Source organism: Algibacter aquimarinus (genome assembly GCF_039543265.1).
GTDB lineage: Bacteria > Bacteroidota > Bacteroidia > Flavobacteriales > Flavobacteriaceae > Algibacter_B > Algibacter_B aquimarinus.
Window position 1 is genome coordinate 1,136,108 of sequence record NZ_BAABJK010000004.1, and the last position, 21,695, is coordinate 1,157,802.

The 21,695-nt window shown below is 33.4% G+C and carries 17 protein-coding genes; 9 read left to right on the forward strand and 8 right to left on the reverse strand.

Features of this window, described 5'->3' with window-relative positions; genetic code table 11:
• Window positions 1–27 precede the first annotated feature (27 nt).
• The 7 genes from ABD939_RS07790 to ABD939_RS07820 form a co-directional block, all read right to left on the reverse strand.
• Window positions 28–1,491 carry a sensor histidine kinase gene (locus ABD939_RS07790; protein WP_345166633.1) on the reverse strand — a complete coding sequence of 488 codons (1,464 nt, stop codon included), beginning with the start codon at window positions 1,489–1,491 and terminating at the stop codon, window positions 28–30.
• Window positions 1,492–1,588: 97 nt separating this feature from the next.
• Window positions 1,589–2,140 (reverse strand): CopD family protein, encoded by a 552-nt coding sequence (locus ABD939_RS07795; protein WP_345166636.1) that lies wholly within the window; start codon window positions 2,138–2,140, stop codon window positions 1,589–1,591.
• On the reverse strand, window positions 2,140–5,223 hold the full coding sequence (locus tag ABD939_RS07800; protein ID WP_345167354.1) for a WD40/YVTN/BNR-like repeat-containing protein: 3,084 nt from the start codon (window positions 5,221–5,223) through the stop codon (window positions 2,140–2,142). The genes ABD939_RS07795 and ABD939_RS07800 overlap by 1 nt, the downstream gene beginning before the upstream one ends.
• A 57-nt stretch (window positions 5,224–5,280) precedes the next feature.
• Entirely contained in the window at window positions 5,281–6,633 is a 1,353-nt protein-coding gene (locus ABD939_RS07805) for an MATE family efflux transporter (RefSeq protein ID WP_345166639.1), read from the reverse strand.
• Entirely contained in the window at window positions 6,633–7,673 is a 1,041-nt protein-coding gene (gene hemH, locus ABD939_RS07810; protein ID WP_345166641.1) for a ferrochelatase, read from the reverse strand. Before hemH ends, ABD939_RS07805 begins: the two co-directional genes overlap by 1 nt.
• Window positions 7,674–7,777: 104 nt before the next feature.
• Window positions 7,778–7,924, reverse strand: coding sequence for a hypothetical protein (locus ABD939_RS07815; protein WP_345166643.1), 147 nt, complete (start codon window positions 7,922–7,924; stop codon window positions 7,778–7,780).
• Window positions 7,925–7,976: 52 nt separating this feature from the next.
• Window positions 7,977–8,876: a helix-turn-helix transcriptional regulator gene (locus tag ABD939_RS07820; RefSeq protein WP_345166644.1), complete on the reverse strand. Its 900-nt coding sequence runs from the start codon at window positions 8,874–8,876 to the stop codon at window positions 7,977–7,979.
• Between the two features lie 189 nt (window positions 8,877–9,065).
• On the opposite strand from ABD939_RS07820, the gene hemA reads away from it, so the two are divergent.
• The 9 genes from hemA to hemB all read left to right on the forward strand — a co-directional run bounded on the left by hemA (window position 9,066) and on the right by hemB (window position 18,832).
• On the forward strand, window positions 9,066–10,331 hold the full coding sequence (gene hemA / locus ABD939_RS07825) for a glutamyl-tRNA reductase (RefSeq protein ID WP_345166645.1): 1,266 nt from the start codon (window positions 9,066–9,068) through the stop codon (window positions 10,329–10,331).
• Window positions 10,324–11,898, forward strand: a complete 1,575-nt coding sequence (gene hemC / locus ABD939_RS07830) for a hydroxymethylbilane synthase (RefSeq protein ID WP_345166647.1) — start codon at window positions 10,324–10,326, stop codon at window positions 11,896–11,898. Before hemA ends, hemC begins: the two co-directional genes overlap by 8 nt.
• An 82-nt stretch (window positions 11,899–11,980) precedes the next feature.
• Window positions 11,981–12,337, forward strand: coding sequence for a four helix bundle protein (locus ABD939_RS07835; RefSeq protein ID WP_345166650.1), 357 nt, complete (start codon window positions 11,981–11,983; stop codon window positions 12,335–12,337).
• A gap of 44 nt (window positions 12,338–12,381) precedes the next feature.
• Complete coding sequence (gene hemE / locus ABD939_RS07840) at window positions 12,382–13,407, forward strand: uroporphyrinogen decarboxylase (RefSeq protein ID WP_345166653.1); 1,026 nt, start codon at window positions 12,382–12,384, stop codon at window positions 13,405–13,407.
• A 77-nt stretch (window positions 13,408–13,484) separates the two neighbouring features.
• Window positions 13,485–14,840, forward strand: coding sequence for a TrkH family potassium uptake protein (locus ABD939_RS07845; RefSeq protein ID WP_345166655.1), 1,356 nt, complete (start codon window positions 13,485–13,487; stop codon window positions 14,838–14,840).
• Window positions 14,841–14,842: 2 nt separating this feature from the next.
• Entirely contained in the window at window positions 14,843–15,601 is a 759-nt protein-coding gene (locus ABD939_RS07850) for an EI24 domain-containing protein (RefSeq protein ID WP_345166657.1), read from the forward strand.
• Window positions 15,591–16,133 (forward strand): GNAT family N-acetyltransferase, encoded by a 543-nt coding sequence (locus tag ABD939_RS07855; protein WP_345166659.1) that lies wholly within the window; start codon window positions 15,591–15,593, stop codon window positions 16,131–16,133. The genes ABD939_RS07850 and ABD939_RS07855 overlap by 11 nt, the downstream gene beginning before the upstream one ends.
• Window positions 16,134–16,871: 738 nt before the next feature.
• On the forward strand, window positions 16,872–17,774 hold the full coding sequence (gene hemF / locus ABD939_RS07860) for an oxygen-dependent coproporphyrinogen oxidase (RefSeq protein WP_345167357.1): 903 nt from the start codon (window positions 16,872–16,874) through the stop codon (window positions 17,772–17,774).
• A gap of 68 nt (window positions 17,775–17,842) precedes the next feature.
• A complete protein-coding gene (gene hemB / locus ABD939_RS07865) occupies window positions 17,843–18,832 on the forward strand; it encodes a porphobilinogen synthase (protein WP_345166662.1) in 990 nt (329 codons plus the stop codon).
• Here the strand turns inward: hemB and ABD939_RS07870 are convergent.
• Window positions 18,829–21,690 (reverse strand): hypothetical protein, encoded by a 2,862-nt coding sequence (locus tag ABD939_RS07870; RefSeq protein ID WP_345166665.1) that lies wholly within the window; start codon window positions 21,688–21,690, stop codon window positions 18,829–18,831. The two genes, hemB and ABD939_RS07870, sit on opposite strands and share 4 nt — an antisense overlap.
• Between the last annotated feature and the right edge of the window lie 5 nt (window positions 21,691–21,695).

A 21,695-nucleotide genomic window follows, 5' to 3' on the forward strand; every position in this document is an offset into this window, starting at 1 on the left:
GACATTCCTAATTATATCTAATAGGAATTACAGTTGTTCTCTTGGAAAAGTAACTTTAAACGTAGTTCCTTTATCTTTTTCTGATACAAACGTGATGGAACCTTTATAGGTTTCTACAATATTTTTTACCATGGCCAATCCAAGTCCCATACCACTAGTTTTAGTAGTGAATTTTGGTTCAAAAATCTTTGCTTTATTTTCTTCTGAAACTCCAGAGCCATTATCTGCCACCGTTATAACTACCTCGCCGTTATTTGTACCAACATTAATTACAATTTTTGGTGTTTGGTTTTCTGGCATTGCTTGTATACCATTTTTAACTAAATTAGTAACCACCCTAATTAATTGTGTTCTATCAAACTTTGCTATAATCTCTTCTTTCTCAAATGTAAAAAAGATATAGTCTTCACTGAAAATATCTAAAGCTAACCTAACGATATTAACCACATTAAGTGTTTCGTTTTGTTGTGCAGGCATTTTAGCAAAGTTTGAAAATGCCGAGGCAATAGAACTCATGGTGTCTATTTGCTGAATAAGTGTTTTACTGTATTCATCAAGTTTTGAATGTATATTTTCATCTTCGGGGTTAAACTTACGTTGAAAACTCTGAACGGTTAAACGCATTGGTGTTAGTGGGTTTTTAATTTCGTGTGCTACTTGTTTTGCCATTTCTCTCCAAGCTTGTTCTCTTTCACTTCTTGCCAATTGCACTGCGCTTTCTTCCAACTCGTCAATCATACTATTATACGAGTTTACCAAAGTAAAAATCTCTTCACTAGTTTCATCAATCTCTATTCTTTTATTTCTCTTTTCTAAACGGGTAGTATTAATTTTATCGCTTATGGTTTTCAACGATTTTGTAATGTATTTAGATAGTAAAAATGCAATACCAATTGCCATTAGCAATACAAATAAATACGCATAACTAATACGTTCTAAAAATTCGTTGAGTTCTTTTGAAAGAAAATCATCATTCTCTAAATAAGGAATATTTAAAATAGCAATTACCTTAGATTTATTATTAGTTATATGAGTAAACGAAGACTGAAAAGTCTCTCCATTTTCTCGAAGTTTATCTACAAAACGATGCTGAGCTGTATTTGAAAGCGCGTTTAAAATTTCGGCATCTAAACATTCATTTAAATCGTCTGGTCTTAATCCAGCCCTTGAAGAAATTAATAATCCACCTTCTAAATCGTAAAGGTTTATTGTGAGCTTATGGATATCTGCAATGTTATAAATTTCTTCCTTAAAAATATATGGGATGTTTTCAGTTTTTACTTCCCAAGTATTTTGTCTGCTATTTAAAACACGCTTTATATGGGTTTGAACGCTAATCTCTTTTCGCTGTAAACGCTCTTCATGATAATCTTTGGTTTCCTCTTTATATTGATAAATAGCTACTGCAGAAATAAGTATAGATGCTAACACGACAAGCAATATCATTGCTAGAAAAATTCGAGTACGAAGTGAGAGTCTTTTTAAGTTCATCTATGTTATTAATTCAATAAATATAGCAATAATCGAACCAAAGCAGCTAAGGCTGATTTAAAATTAAGGTTCACTAATAAAAGCTCTCATTATAAATTTAGGCATCTGGGTTTTTATCTCTGAAATTTTTATAAAGTTTAAAGCCTAACATAATTAAAATTCCTAAAACAAGAATTCCAACAACTCCCCAAACCCAATTAATGGCACTTTTTAAAATAACGAGAAATACCACCGCAAATAAAATAAATGTAGCGCCCTCGTTCCAAATACGCATAAAACTTGATGTTTTTTTAACCACATCATTTTGTAGTTGTCTGTAGTACTGATGCGTTTTTAGATGATAAATAAACAATAAAGCTACAAAGCCTAATTTAACATGCATCCATGGTTGCTGTAACCAACCTGGAGCTAATACTAGCAACCAAATAGCAAATAGTGTTGATAAAATAGCGGATGGCCATGTGATAATAAACCACAACCGTTTAGCCATGAGCTTGAGCTGTTTCCCTAAAATTTCTTTGTCGGGAGATGGTTTGTGAAATGCCTCAATTTGATATACAAATAACCTTGGAATATAAAACAACCCTGCAAACCAGGTAATTACAAAAATAAGATGAAACGATTTTATATATTGGTAATATTCTCCCATTAATCTTCTACAAATAAATAGTTTAATCGTTTACTATTAAAAGCATTATTGAATGCACTTATCTCCTCACTAATCAATTTATTAAAAGCATCCAATTGAATTTTAATTTGATTTGATAATTCGTTTTTAACAGCAACATCTTGATCTGTTGGTGCAAAATCTCCCATACCAACTAAAGCGTTTAAATGCCCTAACTTATTAGTTAATCTAATTGGGAAGTTTAGAGGATCTTGCCCACTTCTATTTTTGGTTTGATATAAAGCCTCTTCTATTTTGGTAAAATCTTCTTTTAGTTTCTCAGATTTTTCTAAAAGTTCTTTTACATTATCATCGCCCTTATATTGAGTTTCAAAAGCAGTAAGTTGCTTTTTAATTTTTCTTATTTTCTTTATGGATTTATGTGCGTCATCCATAGTTTTATTTACATCCTTTATAAAATCAAATTGTTTTTGCATATCGGCCTGAGTACTTTCTGCTCTTGGGTCTGCTATAATATTAAAAGATTGTGGTGTTGCTGTTCCATTAACATTTAAATGCACTTTATAGGTTCCAGGAATGGCTTGCGGTCCGTTTAAACTTGCCCACCACAAAATCATACCTTCTAACTTTTCGGCGCCATCGTAAGTCATATTCCAAACAAACTGATTCATGCCTTTTTTAACTTCCAACTTATCTTTCTTCTTATTTTTTGTTGAAAACGTTTTAATAGTATCTCCTTTTTGATCAAAATAAGTTAAAGAAATTTCATCATTTTCTTTGTCGTATGTTTTCAAATTAAAATATGTGATAACACCATTTGGATGATTTGTTCCTGAGGTTTTACTTTCTTTTGTATAACCTCCATCCATTCTGTAAGTATCTTTTGGTTTAAAGAGTCTGTTTTCTTTTGATGACGTTTCATATAATTGATGTAAAACGGTTAAGTCGTCAATCATCCAAAGACTACGCCCTTGAGTAGCAACAATGAGGTTATTGTCTTTTAAAGCCAAATCTGTGATAGGTACAATTGGTAAATTTAACTGAAACGGTTTCCAGTTTTTCCCATCATTAAAAGAAATGTACATACCTGTTTCTGTACCAGCATAAAGTAATCCCTTTTTCTTTGGGTCTTCTCTTAATACTCGAGTAAAGTGTTCTGGGTTAATACCATCTGTGATTTTCTTCCAGGTCTTTCCGTAATCTGTTGTTTTATATAAATATGGCGTAAAATCTCCTGTTTTATATTTTGTTCCTGCAACATAACAGGTTCCAGCATCAAAAGCACTAGGTTCTATACTGTTAATCATCATCCATTCGGGCATGCCTTTTGGGGTGACATTTTCCCAGTTTTGCCCACCATCTTTAGTAACGTGTATTAATCCATCATCACTACCAACCCAAAGTAAACCTTCTGTTATTGGCGATTCTTGGGCAGCAAAAATGGTACAATAATATTCTACTGAAGTATTATCTTGTGTAATTGGTCCACCTGAAGATTTTAGTTTTTCAGGGTCATTTCTAGTTAAATCTGGACTTATAATTTTCCAGGATTGTCCTTCATTTTCAGTAACATGAACATGTTGCGAAAACGTATATAATCGATCTGGATTATGTTTAGAAAATATAATTGGAAAATTCCATTGAAAACGATACTTCATTCCCTCAGCTCCATGTCCCATTGGGTTATCTGGCCAAACGTTAATGGCTCTAACCGTTCCACGTTTGTGATTTACTCTTGTTAAAAAACCATCATAACTTCCTCCGTAAACGATATCATTATCTTCAGGGTCTACAGCAATATGTGCCGATTCTCCGCCTGCAGTACTTTCCCAATCATCCTCAGTAATGGAACGACCATCCGTTCTATGAGGAATTCTAATGGTTGAATTATCTTGTTGTGCCACATAAATGCGATATGGAAAATCATTATCTGTAGTTACACGATAAAATTGTGATGTAGGTTGATTGTAATATGTACTCCAAGTTTCGCCTCCATCGTAGGTAACTTGAGCGCCACCATCATCTCCAATAATCATACGGTTAGGGTTTTCTGGTGCGATCCATAAATCGTGATGATCCCCATGAGGTGCATTATATGTATTGAACGATTTACCACCATCTGTACTTTTATGGTAGCGCACATTTAAAACATAAACAACATCGGCATCTTTGGTATCTGCGTAAACTCTTGTATAGTACCAAGCACGTTGACGTAATTTACGCTCACTGTTAACTTGTTTCCATGTATCTCCACCGTCATCACTTCTGTATAACCCACCTTTATCTTTATTTTCAACAATAGCCCAAACCCGTTGGTTATTTACTGGAGAAACTGTAACACCAATTATACCTAAAGTACCTTCTGGAAATCCTTTTTTTGTTGAAATCTCAGTCCATGTTTCACCTTTATCAGTACTTTTCCAAAGTGCTGAACCTTCACCACCAGAGCTTAAACTGTAAGGCGTACGCTGAACACGCCAAGTAGAAGCATATAAAATTCTAGGGTTGGTTGGGTCAATTAATAAATCAACAACACCAGCATGCTCATTAGCAAACAAAGTTTTTTTCCAAGTCTTCCCACCATCGGTGCTCTTATAAATACCGCGCTCTTGAGTTGGTTTATATATATTGCCCAAAACACCTGCATAAACAATATTGTGATCAGTAGGGTCTACGGCAATTCTTGGAACATGGCGCGAATTTTTTAATCCAGCTGAAACCCATGTTTTACCTGCGTCAACACTTTTCCAAATTCCATAACCAGAAGACACATTACCACGAACAGTTTTTTCGCCTCCTCCAACATACATAACGTTAGGGTCACTTTTAGAAACAGTTATTGCGCCTATGCTGCCTCCAAAAAAACCATCAGAAATATTATCCCAACTTCTTCCTCCATCTAAAGTTTTCCAAATTCCGCCACCGGTTGAACCAAAATAATAAAGATTTGGTTGGTTTGGAACTCCGGTTACCGCAGCACTTCGGCCGCCTCTAAAAGGACCAAGAAGTCGATATTCAAGAGCATTGTATTCAGATTCATCAAAAGATTGGGCTTGTAATTGTGCAAAATTCCCGAATAGGAAAAGGCACAAAATGGTAGTCATTAATTTCATTCTGTTGGTGGTTTTATTACTAGCTTTAAAAATAAGCATAAAAAAATATTATGCCATCGTCTTATTCAATTTTAACTTCACTTCACGGTGTAAAAAGAATGCAGTAACTATAGTTGATAGCACATCTGCAATGGGGAATGACATCCAAACACCTAATTCTCCATAAAATTTAGGCAAAATAAAAATTAATGGAATAAAGAAAATTCCTTGTCTTGTTAAGGTTAATAATAATGCGGGAATAGCTTTTCCAACAGCTTGAAAATATGCTGCGCCTATTAGCTGTATAGCTATGATTGGTGTTGCAGCGAAAACCCAACGCATTGCTGAAGGTGTTTCTTTAATTACATCTACATCAGATGTAAATAACTTCGTGATTACTTCTGGAAAAATCATCAGAATTACAAATACCAATGCTGCTAATCCTATGGCATATTTTAAAGCTGTTGCAATGGTTTTCTTAACACGGTCATAATGCTGAGCGCCATAATTAAATCCTGCAATGGGTAAAAACCCTTGAGTAATTCCGTATACTGGAAATAAAGCAAACATAAGCATACGACCAACAATGGCATAAGCTGTAACTGATGTTTCACCTCCAAGGTCGAATAAAATATTATTCATAAACAAGTATGTAATACTCACTACAGCTTGCCTTGAAAGCGTTACAAAACCTAAAGACCCTATTTCTTTTACTATTGGTAGTCTTAGTTTAAAATAGCAATTAGTTAGTTTTAATTCTGAATTTTTAGAAAGAAAAAACCATAAAATAAAACCAAAACAAAGCAAATAAGATCCTGTTGTTGCCCAAGCAGCACCTTCCATTCCTAAATCTAGAAGATTGATGAAGATGTAATCTAAAATCAAATTTCCAATAGATGGAATCATCATGGCATACATAGCGAATTTTGGTTTACCTTCTGCCCTAATAACGGTATTACCCATCATACAAAACGCTAAAAAAGGTACGCCGTAAAGCACTATTTTATAATAGATTTTGGCAGGCTCAAAAATGTTTCCTTTGCCGCCAAAAGCAGGAATAATATCGTTAATAAAATACAATCCAGGTATTACTAATGATATAGTAAGTAGTAGTGTTAATGTAATTTGGTTTCCAAAGGTTTGTAAAGCCTTAGTTTCATTATTTGCACCTAGCGCGCGCGAAATAATTGAGGACCCTCCAATACCAATACTCATACCAAGGGCGGCTATAAAAAAAGATACGGGAAGTACAACGTTTATTGCAGCAATAGCCGTAGAACCAATCCATTGTCCCACAAAAATAGTGTCCACTAGAATATTAAGCGACATAACTAAAATACCAATAGATGCAGGAACAGCTTGTTTAATAAGGAGTTTACCTATAGGTTCTGTGCCTAAATCTTGCGATGATACTTTTGCCATTAAACAGTTAAAGGTTTTTCAACTGTTGTCCACTCTTCAGAAATATTAGCAATAACTTGGGCAAAATCTTCTCTGTCATTCAAGCAAGGAATTACTGTAAATTCCTTTCCTCCTACTTCATGAAAAATTTCTTCACCTTCCATGGCAATTTCTTCTAAAGTCTCCAAACAATCACTCACAAAGGCTGGAGTTACTATTGCCATTTTTTTTATGCCCACTTTCCCCATGCGTTCTATAGTTCTATCTGTATAAGGTTGCAACCATGGATCAAAACCTAGCCTAGATTGAAATGTTGTAGAATATGTGCCGTTTTTTAAACCTAACTTTTTTGCCACATTTACTGTTGTGATTTCACATTGATGGCGGTAACAAAATTCGTGTTGCGGACTTCCCTTTTTAAAACAACATTTACCATCCATTTTACAATTACCATTGGTAACATCGCTTTTACGTATATGTCTTTCTGGAACGCCATGATAGCTAAAAAGAATATGTTCGTAATCTAAATTATCAAGTTTTTCTGCAATACTTTTTGAAAGCACTTTTATATAATCTTCTCTTCCATAAAACGCTGGAGTTCGAGTAATTTTTACCTGCGGAAAATATTTAGCAACCAATTCATCTACTTTTACATCAATGGTCTCTGTAGTGGCCATTGCAAATTGTGGATATAATGGTATGGTTTTTATTTCAGTACAGCCTTTATCAACCAGTTCTTGGAGCCCTTTTTTAATAGTCATACTTCCATATCGCATAGCTAAAGCTACAGGAAACTTAAGCTTTTCCTGTACTTTTTCTTGAAGTCTTTCAGAAAGTACAATTAAAGGCGAACCCTCATCCCACCATATTTTTTGATAAGCCTTTGCAGAAGCTTTTGGTCGTGTATTTAAAATAATACCTTTAACAAGTAAATTTCTTGCCCACAGCGGAACGTCTATAACACGTTCGTCCATTAAAAACTCACCTAAATATTTTTTTACATCTTTTGGTTTTGGGCTATCTGGAGAACCAAGATTTACGAGTAAGATTCCTTTTTTCATGTTGCAAAAATACGACACAATTTGCAATGAAAAAATTAAACAAGATTTTACCTATTAAATATCGCTTGCACGATTCTTGAATTTGTAAACTAACTGCTAAAGTTTTAAAACTTTTTTTGATAATAAAGCTTAGGGCGTTCTTCGTTATAATCGCAATCTTGGAATATACCACATGAGATATTTGTTCTAGCTAACGATTTACCTTGAATATCTTTAGACAAAGCTTCAATTTCTGGGGTTAAGAATTTCATAATATTAGATTTTGAGGTTTAGTCAAAAATAATTAAAAAAACTTACATAGCCCTAATTCAGTGACATTACATATTTTTTAGGTGTTGTGCCATACTTCTTTTTAAAAGCCGCAATAAAATGACTCGATGTACTGTAACCTACTTTATGACCTACTTCATTAACATTGTCATCACCTGCTTCTAATAATTTTCTGGCTACTTCCATTTTATAATCAAACAAAAAACTATAAACGGAATCGCCGTAAATTTGTTTAAAACCTTCTTTTAACTTTTTAAGGCTTAACCCTATTTCGTCTGCTAACTCTTGTAAACTTGGAGGTTCTGCCATACGATTAACAATAATATCTTTGGCTTTTCTAATTTTAATAACATTAGCTTCATCAACTAAAAAAGGGCACTGCTCTATATTTGCGTCTTCACTTCTATTAAAATATAAGCTTAACAACTCATAAGCTTTACCTTTAAAATATAACGGTTTAATAGACTGATTAAGATTGTAATTTAGTAACTGATTTAAAACAATAGCCATGGATGGTGAAATAATTCCATCCTTATAATATTTTTTATCTTTATTATCATCACTAAGGAACGTGATATAATCGGCTTCTTGCGAAAACAAACCATGAAATTTTTTAATGGAAATTAGCACAGAAACAATCCATGAATTAGGTTCTGCTTGAAGATCAATTGGTAATTCTCGTTGTGGGTTATAAAGCAACAATGAATTTTCTTCATGAATATCTAACATATAGCGCCCTTGATTAAAAACAAATTTACTAGCCCCTTTAACACAAAAATGAAATTGTAAAAATGTGCTATTTATTTCTTTTGCAACACTTTGAATGAAACTTTCATCATTCTTAAACATTAAGATAATAAATCCATTTTCAATTTTAGTTTCTTCAAAAGAACTTTTAGCGATACTTTTTTTTGTATTTAATTCTTGATTCATATTCTTTTTATTTAGATTCGTTCTAAATTAAAGCAATTAAAAGTGCCTTATACACTGCAAAAGTATGACATTTATCATATTTTCTGAAAAAACAACGCTAAAAAACCACAAACGATATTAAAAGTTCTTCAAGCGTTATTTTTTTATAAATCATCCCTATATTTTTGCTTCACATTTTCAGGTATAGCAATGCAGAAATACAACATTAGTAAAAGTAGTTCATTTTATGCCATTGGTTTAAGTTATAAAAAAGCCGATGCAGATATAAGAGGACGTTTTAGTTTAGACAGCGATTCTAAGCTAGCATTACTAAATCAAGCTAATGAAAATGGTATTGAAAGTTTGGTTGTTACTTCTACATGCAACCGAACTGAAATTTATGGGTTTGCCCAACACCCTTTCCAGCTTATTCAATTACTTTGCGACAACACCAGAGGTACTGTTGAAGAATTTCAAAAAGTAGCCTATGTTTATAAAAACAAAGATGCGATTTCACATATGTTTCGTGTGGGTTCTGGTTTAGATAGTCAAATACTTGGAGATTTTGAAATTATAAGTCAGTTAAAAATTAGCGCAAAATTATCTAGAAAACACGGTTTACTAAACCATTTTACTGAGCGTTTGGTTAATGCAGTTATTCAAGCAAGCAAGCGTATAAAAACAGAAACTGATATTTCTTCGGGTGCAACATCTGTATCTTTTGCATCGGTTCAATACATTTTCAAGAACATTGAAAACGTTTCAGATAAAAATATTTTACTCTTCGGAACAGGTAAAATAGGCAGAAATACTTGCGAAAATTTGGTGAAACATACCAAAAATGAGCATATAACCTTGATTAACAGAACAAAAGATAAGGCCGAAAAAATTGCTGGAAAATTTAATTTGTTGGTTAAGGATTATTCTAATTTACAAGAAGAAGTAAGCGATTCTGATATTTTAATAGTGGCAACAGGTGCCCAACGTCCTACAATCGATAAGCATATCATTCAAACCAAAAAACCACTTTTAATTTTAGATTTATCTATTCCTAAGAATGTAAATGAAAATGTTGAGGAATTGGAAAATGTATCATTAGTTCATCTAGATCATTTATCTCAAATTACTGATGAGACATTAGAAGCTAGAAAAGCACATATTCCTTCTGCAGAGGTAATTATAGAAGAGGTTAAAGCAGAATTTAATAGCTGGTTAGAAACCAGAAAATTTGCACCAACAATTAAAGCTTTAAAGCATAAATTGGCTGATTTTGCTACTGCGGAATTGGATACACAACGAAAGAAAAATGCCGATTTTAATGAAGCTCAAGCCGAATTAATTAGTAATAATATTATTCAAAAAATCACTAATCATTTTGCGCATCATTTAAAAGATGATGATGTATCTACAGATGATAGTCTGGAACTTATTAAAAAAGTTTTTCAGTTAGAAGAACCTCAAAAAACTAATGTCTAAAACCATAAGAATTGGCACGCGCGATAGTGAATTAGCACTATGGCAGGCCAACATAGTAAAAAAATTACTCGAAGAAGCTGGACATAAAACAGAACTCGTTCCCGTAAAATCTACAGGCGATTTAGTTTTAGACAAACCCCTTTACGAATTAGGGATTACTGGTATTTTTACAAGAACTTTAGATATCGCGATGCTAAATCATGACATCGATATTGCGGTACATTCTTTAAAAGATGTACCAACAGTTTTACCAAAAGGCATTGTACAAGCAGCCGTTTTAAAACGTGGAAACGTTAACGACACACTTGTTTTTAAAAACAATGAAGAGTTTTTGGGGGCTAAAGATGCTGTTATTGCAACAGGGAGTTTACGCCGTAAAGCACAATGGCTAAACCGATTTCCAACACATACCATTACAGATTTGCGTGGTAATGTAAATTCTCGCTTACAAAAGTTAGAAGACAACGATTGGAACGGTGCTATTTTTGCAGCTGCTGGAATTGGTAGAATAGGAATACGACCAGAGGAAGCTATTAATCTAGATTGGATGATTCCTGCTCCTGCACAAGGCGCTATTATGATTACTGCTCTTGACGAAGATGACTTTGTAAAAGAAGCGTGCACAGCATTAAACCACGAAGAGACCGAAATTTGTACCACAATAGAACGCCAATTTCTTAATAAACTAGAAGGCGGTTGTACAGCACCAATAGGTGCTTTGGCTTACATTAAAGACGAAGAAATTAACTTTAAAGGCGTACTATTAAGCCCTGATGGAACCAAAAGAATAGATGTTACTCGAGTTAAAAAACTAGGAGAACATAATGATATGGCACAGTTTTGTGCCGACTTTGTTATAGAACGTGGTGGAAAACGTTTAATGGATACCATTAAACATTCAAATAAAAAGACTAATGTGTTTTCTACAAAATCTCTTACTGAAGACCAACGTTTGCTGTTTCATGAAAAAGTAGTAGCAGAAAGTTTAGATTTCATCAAAATAAGTTTGAATAGAATTCATCCTCGTTTCTTAAAAAATGAAATCCAAAATGTTGTGATTACCAGTAAAAATGCTGTGGAATCTTTAACAACCAATTATTCAGCAACAGAGCTTCAGTTTAAAAATATTTACTGCGTTGGCAGAAGGACAAAACGTTTGGTAGAACAAAAAATAGGTAAAGTAAAGCATACCGAAAAAAATGCAAAAAAACTAGCGGAGCATTTAGTAGAATACCTTGAAGGCACTGAAGTTACGTATTTTTGTAGCGATATAAGACTGGATGCCTTACCAACTATTTTAACCGAAAACAATATTAAGGTAAACGAAGTAGAAGCTTACCAAACTAAATATGATGGGGTTAAAGTTGACGATAATGTTGAAGTTGCAATGTTTTATAGTCCATCAACCGTTGAAAGTTTTGTTAGAGTTAATAAAGCTGAAGTGATTGCTTTTTGCATTGGAGAAACAACTGCTAAAGAAGCAAAAAAACATTTCAAAGATGTTAGAATTGCAAAAGTGCCAACTGTAGAAAGTGTGATTGAGTTGGTGAATGAACATTATATTTAGCTCTTAGCCTCTGGCTATTAGCTATTGGCTTCCACTGTTGTGAATAATAAAAGCTAAAGGCAAATAGCCAAAGGCTAAAAACATGAGAGATTTTAGAAAACTTGACATTTGGAAAAACGGAATTGATCTTGTAAAACGTGTTTATCAATTATCTGACAAACTGCCTTCTGAAGAAAAGTTTGGTTTAAGAAGTCAAATAACAAGAGCATCAGTTTCTGTTCCGTCAAACATTGCAGAAGGTTGTAGCAGAAATAGTGAAGTTGAATTCAAACGCTTTTTAGAAATTGCAATAGGATCTCTATTTGAAGTTGAAACGCAATTAATTATCGCAAAAGAATTAAATTTTATAAAAGAAGATGAACTTGAATCCATTTTTAGCTTAATTCAAAAAGAAGCAAGAATGATAAATAGTTTAATAAATAAAATAAAAAATAGTTAATACTTTTTAGCTAACAGCTAAAAGCCAAAAGCCAAAAGCTAGACATGAAAAACGATTTATTTTTAAGAGCATTAAAAGGAGAAACGGTAGATCGTCCGCCAGTTTGGATGATGCGTCAAGCAGGACGTTACTTGCCAGAATTCATGGAAATTAAAGCAAAGTACGATTTCTTTACCCGTTGCCAAACACCAGAACTAGCTAGTGAAATTACCGTACAACCCATTCGCAGATACGGTATGGATGCCGCTATTTTGTTCAGTGATATTCTAGTGATTCCGCAGGCTATGAATATTGAGGTACAAATGAAACCTAATTTTGGACCCTATTTACCAAACCCAGTACGCTCTCAAAAAGATGTCGATAACGTTATTGTTCCAGACGTAAAAGATGCTTTAAATTACGTGTATCAAGCCATAAAAGCAACCAAAGAAAAACTTAACGACGAAATTCCGTTAATAGGATTTGCTGGTTCTCCGTGGACTATTTTATGCTATTGCGTGCAAGGACAAGGCAGTAAAAACTTTGATAAAGCCAAAGAATTTTGCTTTACAAACCCCGTAGCTGCACACCAATTATTACAAAAAATTACAGACACCACTATTGCTTATTTAAAAGAAAAAGTAAAAGCCGGCTGTAACGCAGTGCAAGTGTTCGATTCTTGGGGCGGTATGCTCTCACCAGTTGATTATCAAGAATTTTCGTGGCAGTATATCCAACAAATCATTGATGCATTAAAAGACGACGCACCCGTTATCGCTTTCGGAAAAGGCTGTTGGTTTGCGCTAGGAGAAATGGCAAAATCTGGTGCTTCGGCATTAGGTGTAGACTGGACCTGTTCTGCCAGAAACGCGCGTTATTTAACGGGAGGTAACATTACGCTACAAGGTAATTTCGATCCTACACGCTTGTTCTCTCCACCTGCGGAAATTAAAAAAATGGTACACCAAATGATTGACGATTTTGGTAAAGACAAATACATCGTAAACCTTGGCCACGGCATTTTACCAAACATTGGCTTAGACAATGCAAAAGCATTTATTGATGCCGTAAAAGAGTATAAGCCTTCTTAAATTCATGTATGAGGAAATAAATTTACGATAGTCATTAAAAAGGATTATTTTTAATGGGATCGAAAAAGTATTAAATTATGCCTAATAAATTTCAAGAATTAGCTAAAAAATACGCCTTATTAAAAAAAGGTTGGACGCCTCAACAAAATTTATTCTACGGATTTTTTACATATATAATTCTAGGCTTCTTATTATTGTGCTTACCTATTTTTCAAAAAGGGAGTGCTACTATTTTAGATCATTTGTTCATTTCCACCTCAGCTGTATCAACAACGGGTTTAGTTACAGTTTCCATTTTCGATACCTATAATATTTTTGGTCAGTTTATCATCATGGTATTAATTCAGCTTGGTGGTATTGGTTACTTAACCTTTACAACATTTATGCTGTTATCTACCACCAGAAAAATGACGCTTTGGCACAAAAAAATATTATCTACAGAATTTACACTACCAAAAACTATAAAAATTAAAGACTTTTTAAAGTCTGTAATTCTGTTTACATTAATTATGGAATTAATTGGGGCAGTATTATTCTTCATTGCTTTTACAGTTGATGGTATGGCAATTGGCGAAGCCATTTGGTCATCGGTTTTCCATAGTATAAGTACATTTTGTACAGCTGGCTTTAGTCTATTCAACAACGGTTTCGCAGATTATATTGATGACAGTTTTATTAACTTCATCATATCCATGCTTGCCATCTGCGGTTCTTTAGGGTTTATAGTTATTACTGATTTTGGTTTGTGGATAAAACATAAAACACACAAATTAAGTTTTACTACAAAAATCATTTTTTACGGGTTTTTAATTTTATTAACCTTTGGCACTGTATTCTTCTACTTCTTTGAACCTTCAATAGCAATATTACCAAGTAATTCTCGTTTTTTAGCGTCGTTTTTTCAAACCATGACAGCCATGACAACCGTTGGGTTTAATACTGTAGACTTTGGAGCATTTTCTCAAGCTATGATGCTTATTTGTATCTTTTTAATGTACATTGGTGCGTCTCCATCGGGTACTGCTGGTGGTATAAAAATAACCACCTTAACAGCTGTATTCGCTATCATGAAAAGCCAGTTAACAGGTAGTAAACACATTACTTTTTTAGGACGTATTATTCCTTTTGAAAGGTTATATACAGCCATGTCTGCATTTATTTTTTACACTATAATCATTTTATTAGGCACATTTTTAATTACTATTACTAACGACCTGAAATTTGAAAATATCCTTTTTGAAGTCGCTTCTGCATTAGGAACGGTAGGAATTAGTACAGGTATAACAGCAGACATCAATACATTTGGAAAAATAGTTGTTATCTTTCTTATGTTTATTGGGCGCTTAGGTGTGCTTACTTTTGGTTTAGCGCTTTGGTCTAGAAACCTAAAAGAAGAAAATGAGTCTTTTCTCAAAGAAGATATAGCAGTTTAATTATGATTAAAAACATCATTTCAGGAATTAAAGCGTACTTCGGTGCTTTCAGATTAATTTCAAAATTAAAACTTTGGAAATATTTTGCAATTCCCATGCTAATTAGTTTTATTACTGCAATTATCATTTTTGTGTCTGCTTATGGATTATCAGATAATATTGGGGGTTTCATTTCTAAAATTTGGATTTGGGATTGGGGAAAAGATACCTTCTCTACAATCAGTAATTTTATTGGTGGTTTAATCATTGTAGTTATCGGACTCATTCTGTTCAAACACATCATAATGGCACTATCTGCACCATTTATGAGTCCCGTTTCAGAGAAAATAGAAGCTTATTTTACGGGCAATCCGCCACATTCTCATAGAGATACTACATTTATGCAACAATTGATGCGTGGTATAAAAATAAATGGTAGAAACTTATTTATGGAATTGTTACTTACAATTCCTATTCTGCTTTTAAAATTCATTCCTATAGTCAATATATTTTCTACCATATTACTCTTTATGGTGCAGGCCTATTATGCTGGCTTTGGTAATATGGATTATACTTTAGAACGCCATTATCAATATAAAGAAAGCTTACAATTTGTGCGTAAACACCGTGGATTAGCCATAGGCAACGGTATTGTTTTTATTCTGTTTTTATTAATCCCAGTAATTGGTGTTATTTTAGTATTGCCATTATCGGTTACAGCTGCGTCTACTAGAACAGTGGAAGCTCTGCAACTTAAAAATAATCCATTAAATGCAGCTTAAACTAGGTAAATATCATATAACACCTATTCAAGCAAAAGACGGATGGAATATCTGCAACTTTGCCGTGGCTAATGAAGACAGTTTAAAACGCTATTTTCCAAAAACATTAGAGCAAAATTTAACGCCCGATTTATCGAACATCTTCGTTGAAAAAAAAGTAAATCAATTTCAAGCTAAAGAAGAATATTTATTTACTGTAAGAGAAAATGAATCCCATAAATTAGTTGGATTAGTTTACATCAAAGAAGTAGATTGGACTAAAAAACAAGGCGAGTTTGCCTATTGTATTGATTATAATTTTGAAGGTAAAGGTATCATGACGGAGGCTATTCAGCAACTATCAGAATATGCTTTTGAAAATTTAGGCATAGAAACACTTCAAATTATTGTACACAAAAGTAATATAGGCAGTGTGAAAGTTGCCGACAATTGTAATTTCACATACATTAAAACATTAAAAAATGAACATACACCTCCAGGAGAAGCGCCTCTAAACATGGAGTTGTACGAATTGTATAAAGAGATTAAGTAAATATTTAACCTATAAGCTTAATAAGACCTGCGAGGTTTTAAAAACCTTGTAGGTCTAAATCTAAAGATTAAAATGAAACTCGAAATATTAGAAAAAGATCATTATTATCATATTTTTAATCGAGGAATTAATAGCGATATTATTTTTCAGAATGAAGATAATATGTTTTATTTTTTGAAATTGATTGAAAAACATTTAAATAATAAAGTTGATATTATTGCATATTGTTTGATGAACAATCATTTTCATCTAGTTGTAAAAATTATTTCGGAAGAATCATTAGCAACGCAATCATTTTCAAATATCTTTAATGCTTACGCTAAAGCTTATAATAAACAACAAAATAGAACTGGAAGCCTCTTTGAAAAACACTTCAAAAGAAAAAAAATACAAGATGAAAATTACCTGAAAAATTTAATTATCTATGTTCATAAAAACCCCGAAAATCATGGATTAGTTGAAAATTTTGAACACTATGAATTCACTTCTTTTCATTCTTATTTAGAAAACACATTAGCTAAAGAAAAAGAATATATCCTAGGCTTATTTGAAGATATTGATAATTTTCAATACGCGCACAAAGAAGACCTACAAGGTTTTGAAAACCTTGCAGGTCTCGAAGTCGAATCTATTACCAAACAAGCCAATAACAACAAGATAGCAGACCCCAACCAGCATGAAACGTACTCCAACATGCGAGGTCTTGATGACCTTGTAGGTTTCAAAGAAAAACCCTCAATGAAAAAACAATTCTACCAATACATCCAAGATTTACAAGACCGCATTACTTCAAAACTTGAAGACATCGACGGTAAAGCTAAGTTTCAGCAAGATATTTGGAAACGACCAGAAGGTGGTGGCGGACGCACACGTGTTATTGAAAACGGTAAAGTTTTTGAAAAAGGTGGTGTAAATATTTCAGGTGTTCACGGGAAACTTCCAAAATCGATGCAAGCCTATTTTAAAGTGGGCGATGTTGATTTTTTTGCCTGCGGATTAAGTTTAGTATTGCACCCAAAAAACCCTATGGTGCCAACCGTACATGCCAATTGGCGTTATTTTGAAATGTATGACAAAAAAGGTGAGATTATAGATAGTTGGTTTGGAGGCGGACAAGATTTAACACCATATTACCTGTTTGAAGACGATGCAAAACACTTTCATCAAACCTGTAAAACAGCTTGCGATAAACATAATCCTGAATTTTACCCGACCTATAAAAAACGTTGTGATGAGTACTTTTACAACGCCCACAGAAACGAAGGCAGAGGTTTAGGTGGTTTGTTTTTCGATTATTGTAAAGCTACAGACGATATGACTATGGAAAATTGGTATAACTTTGTAACTGAAGTTGGCGATAGTTTCTTGGAAGCTTATGTGCCTATTGTTGAAAAAAGAAAAGCATTACCATACACAGAAGCACAACGTAATTGGCAAGAAATTCGACGCGGACGTTATGTAGAATTTAATTTAGTACATGATAAAGGCACGCTATTCGGACTAAAAACCAACGGTCGTATAGAAAGTATTTTAATGAGTTTACCGCCGCATGTGCAATGGGTGTACGACCACCAACCAGAAACTGGAAGTGATGAAGAAAAATTAATCGAAGTATTGAAGAATCCTGTGGATTGGATTTAATCCAAATTGAAATCAAATGTCAGGTTGAGCGCAGTCGAAACCTATCTAAAATAATAAAACATTTTACTATGTTCCCATTAAGAAGAAACCGAAGATTAAGAACCAACGAAGCCATTCGATCATTAGTTCGTGAAACCGTTATAACACCAAACGATTTTTTAGTACCGCTTTTTGTAGTTGAAGGTAAAGGCATAAAAGATGAAATCCCATCGATGCCAAATTACTTTCGTTTCAGTTTAGATTTGCTTGAAGGCGAGGTTAAAGAACTTTGGAAGTTAGGTTTAAAATCGGTATTACTCTTTGTAAAAGTGCCAGATAATTTAAAAGATAATCAAGGAAAAGAAGCCTTAAACCCCAACGGATTAATGCAACGCGCTATTAAAACCGTTAAAAATGTTTGCCCAGATATGTTGGTCATGACTGATGTGGCTCTTGATCCATATTCTGTTTACGGACATGATGGTATTATTGAAAATGGACAAATAATTAACGATGAAACTGCTGAGTTTTTAGCAGATATGAGTATTTCTCATGCGCAAGCTGGTGCTGATTTTGTGGCACCAAGTGATATGATGGATGGTCGCATTCTTACTATCCGCGAAGCTTTAGAAGATGAAGGCTTTATCAACACCGGCATTATGAGTTATTCTGCAAAATATGCTTCGGCATTTTACGGACCATTTCGTGATGCTTTAGATTCTGCTCCTGTAGATTTAGTTGATATCCCAAAGGATAAAAAAACCTATCAAATGGATTATGGGAATCGTTTTGAAGCCATCAGAGAAACCGAAATGGATATTGATGAAGGCGCTGATATTGTGATGGTAAAACCAGGCATTTCTTATTTAGACATTCTGCGTGAGATAAAAAATGAAGTTGATGTCTCTGTTGCTGTGTATCAAGTTTCTGGAGAATACGCCATGATAAAAGCCGCTGCTGAAAAAGGTTGGCTAGACCACGACCAAATTATGATGGAAACCACTACTGCTTTTAAGCGTGCTGGAGCTGATATTATAGCAAGTTACTTTGCTAAGGATGTTGTAAAGTTGCTTTCTTAGTTGCTTTCTAATCTCTTATCAACAGTATATGTTGTTTCAAAATACCCTATTTTACCATCTGTTGAAATAGCTTCAATTACAACAAGCATATCGCCTGTATTATCTCCATTGTAAAACTCAACTTTAGCATTTCCTTCTTCATTAGTTTGTGCTAAAGGCTTCCAATGGATAACAGAGCGTAAATCTGGAATGTCCCAATCCTTAGTTTTTAAAGTTTCATATTTAGGAGTATAAAACTCACGTTTGGCTGAAAGCCCGGGAATTGTGCCTTTATATACACCTTTGGGGGGCAAAAGTGCTGCAATACCATTACTGCCATGTGTGTATATACTAATGATTCCAATAATTGGTACCTGATGGGCAATCATTTTTTTAATTTCAATTATATCATTTCTAGGAAATGCCTCCTGGTAATATTGTAAAAGGCTACCATTAGGCCTTCTTAAAACCTCTACACTCTTTATGTTTTCAACAGCTAGAAAAGGCAATAACGGATAGTCTATACCTTCAACTATTTCTCCATCTATAAATACGAAAGCATGATTTGTATTTGCAATTTTGGGGACTTCAAGAGATTTAACTATAGTATCCACAGGCGTAACCGATGGGTCATGAGTCACAAGATCAAATGCTTTAGCTGGGAAACTTACATTTTCAAAATAAACATCGTCTGGAAATTTAGTTCTAAGAAGGTCATATAGCCCTGACATCCATTTCTCTTCTTCTTTTGCCAGTTCCTTGTTCTCAATAACCACATCAGGAGCCCCATGTAATCTAAATAATTTTTCACGTTCTGGAGTTACGTTATAACCTGTAAGCTCTACCGCATTAAGTTCTACAGTATCATCAGAGAGGTTAAAACCACCTGCTGCTCGCCTTTCTTCTGTCTTTTTCTTTAAAAACTCAGTAATTATGGTGTCTGGTAAGGCTATCGTTTCCTCTCTTTCATAAACTATCCTTGGTTCGGGCATAGGTTTGTCTAACTCTAAATTAAAATTTTTAGCCTTACCTTTTTTATTTGAGGATTGTATAAGGATATCAAGTTGGTTCCTAAAATGATCATCTAGATTAAACACAAAATTCCCGATACTGTCTACAGTTTGGGTATAAATTCCTGGTGGTTCTCCAGAAGTAAGCATTGTTAAATCTACCCTTTTTTTAGGAGGTTTATTCACATTAAAAACAGACCGTACTTTACCTGAAATACTCAAACCAGTTTCTGGCTTTATATCAAAATTATAAATGGAGTCACGTTTACTAAATACATAATTACTCCAACCTTGAGTTAACATTAAAGCGTCTAGGTTGCGCTTTCTATACATATTATTTTTATCAAAATATGTATTAGGTTTTTCTATAAAACCTTTTAATTCTGAATGCAATAAAAAATAGGATAATATGTTGTGTTGCTCATTTCGGTTTGAATTTAATTTGTCATTGTCTATTACTAATGCAGAAAAATTGGTGGCAATACCTTCATTCTTCTTATTAGTAAAAGCTAAATTTAATGATGTTTTGTCACGCTGAGTGTAAATTGTTTTGTCCAGTTCTAATGCTATATTTAAAATATTTTCTTCATCTAGGTTAAAAAAAAGACGTTCGCCAATAGGCACTTTATTACTATTAAAGAGCGTAATATTTACAATGCCATTGGGTATTTCTGCTTTTTTAATTAAAGCTTCATGAATTCCGTTTTCTAAAATAAAAGGATGTTTTCGGATTAAAACACCTCTACTTTTAACTTTAACATAAAGACTGTCTTCAGTTTTTATATTACTCTTTACCCTAAAGCTAACGTAGTCACTTGTTTCTCCTATGCTTAAAACATAGCCATACTCCATAACTTCCGGCAATGGGTATTTATAAGCAACGCCATTAGTTCTTAGAATTTTGCCATAATAGGTTTTATGCTTATCAGGTTTAAAATACACAAACCCCATCCCTAATTTATTCGTGGTAAAAGGTGTGATTATGCTATCTGTTTCATCAACTATGTGTCCACTAATTACTTTACCTAAACCTTTATAATTAATAGCTTTATAAGCTATATTGTTTGTAAGTCCATCTATCATTTTTCCGCTTTCTGGAAAAAATTGAACGTCTAAATAATCCTTATTTAGAGCAATGGTTTTTGAATAGGTACTTTCAACCTTACGCTTGAAGTTTTTTAGTTTGGTGTCTTCTAGTTTTACCTTTAGTTCAACCTTGATTAAATCTTTGGGAACCGTATATTCTAGAGCATATTGTTTATCTATTCTTTTTACTTCAACAGAATCTTTAAAATCTTCCGAAAGGATATATACTTTTAAATCTTTTTTATAATCTTCCTTTATGCTTTCTGGATGCAGTTTTACGGTTATTTTTAATTGGTCATTACTAGTTTCTCTCAATACAATATTGGTTATAACGTCTTGTTTTTCTATGGGTAGGATAGAAAACACATTAATATATTGTTTGAAAAAAAAGTCTTCTCCAAAATTTCTATTCCATTTTGTGTAGGCTCTAATTAAATACCTTCCTGAAGTTAGCTTTTCATCTAAATCAAAAAAACTATCAGATAATCCATTTTCCAATTTTAGCGTTTTCGTATCTATAATATTTTCATCAAAATCAATAAGTTCTACATATAAAACGCCACTAAGCTTTGTAGGTTGGTTTATGGTATTGGTTACAATGGCCTTATACCATATAGTCTCTCCTGTTGTAAAAACAGTATTGCTTAATTGAAGGTATATTTTTTCAGCATAAGACAATTTCAATATTCCGTTTGTATTGCTGGTTTCTTGTGCTTTTAAAATACAGGTTGAAAACGATAGAAAACAAACTAAAACTATAGTATTAACGCTAAGTATTTTCATGTTAA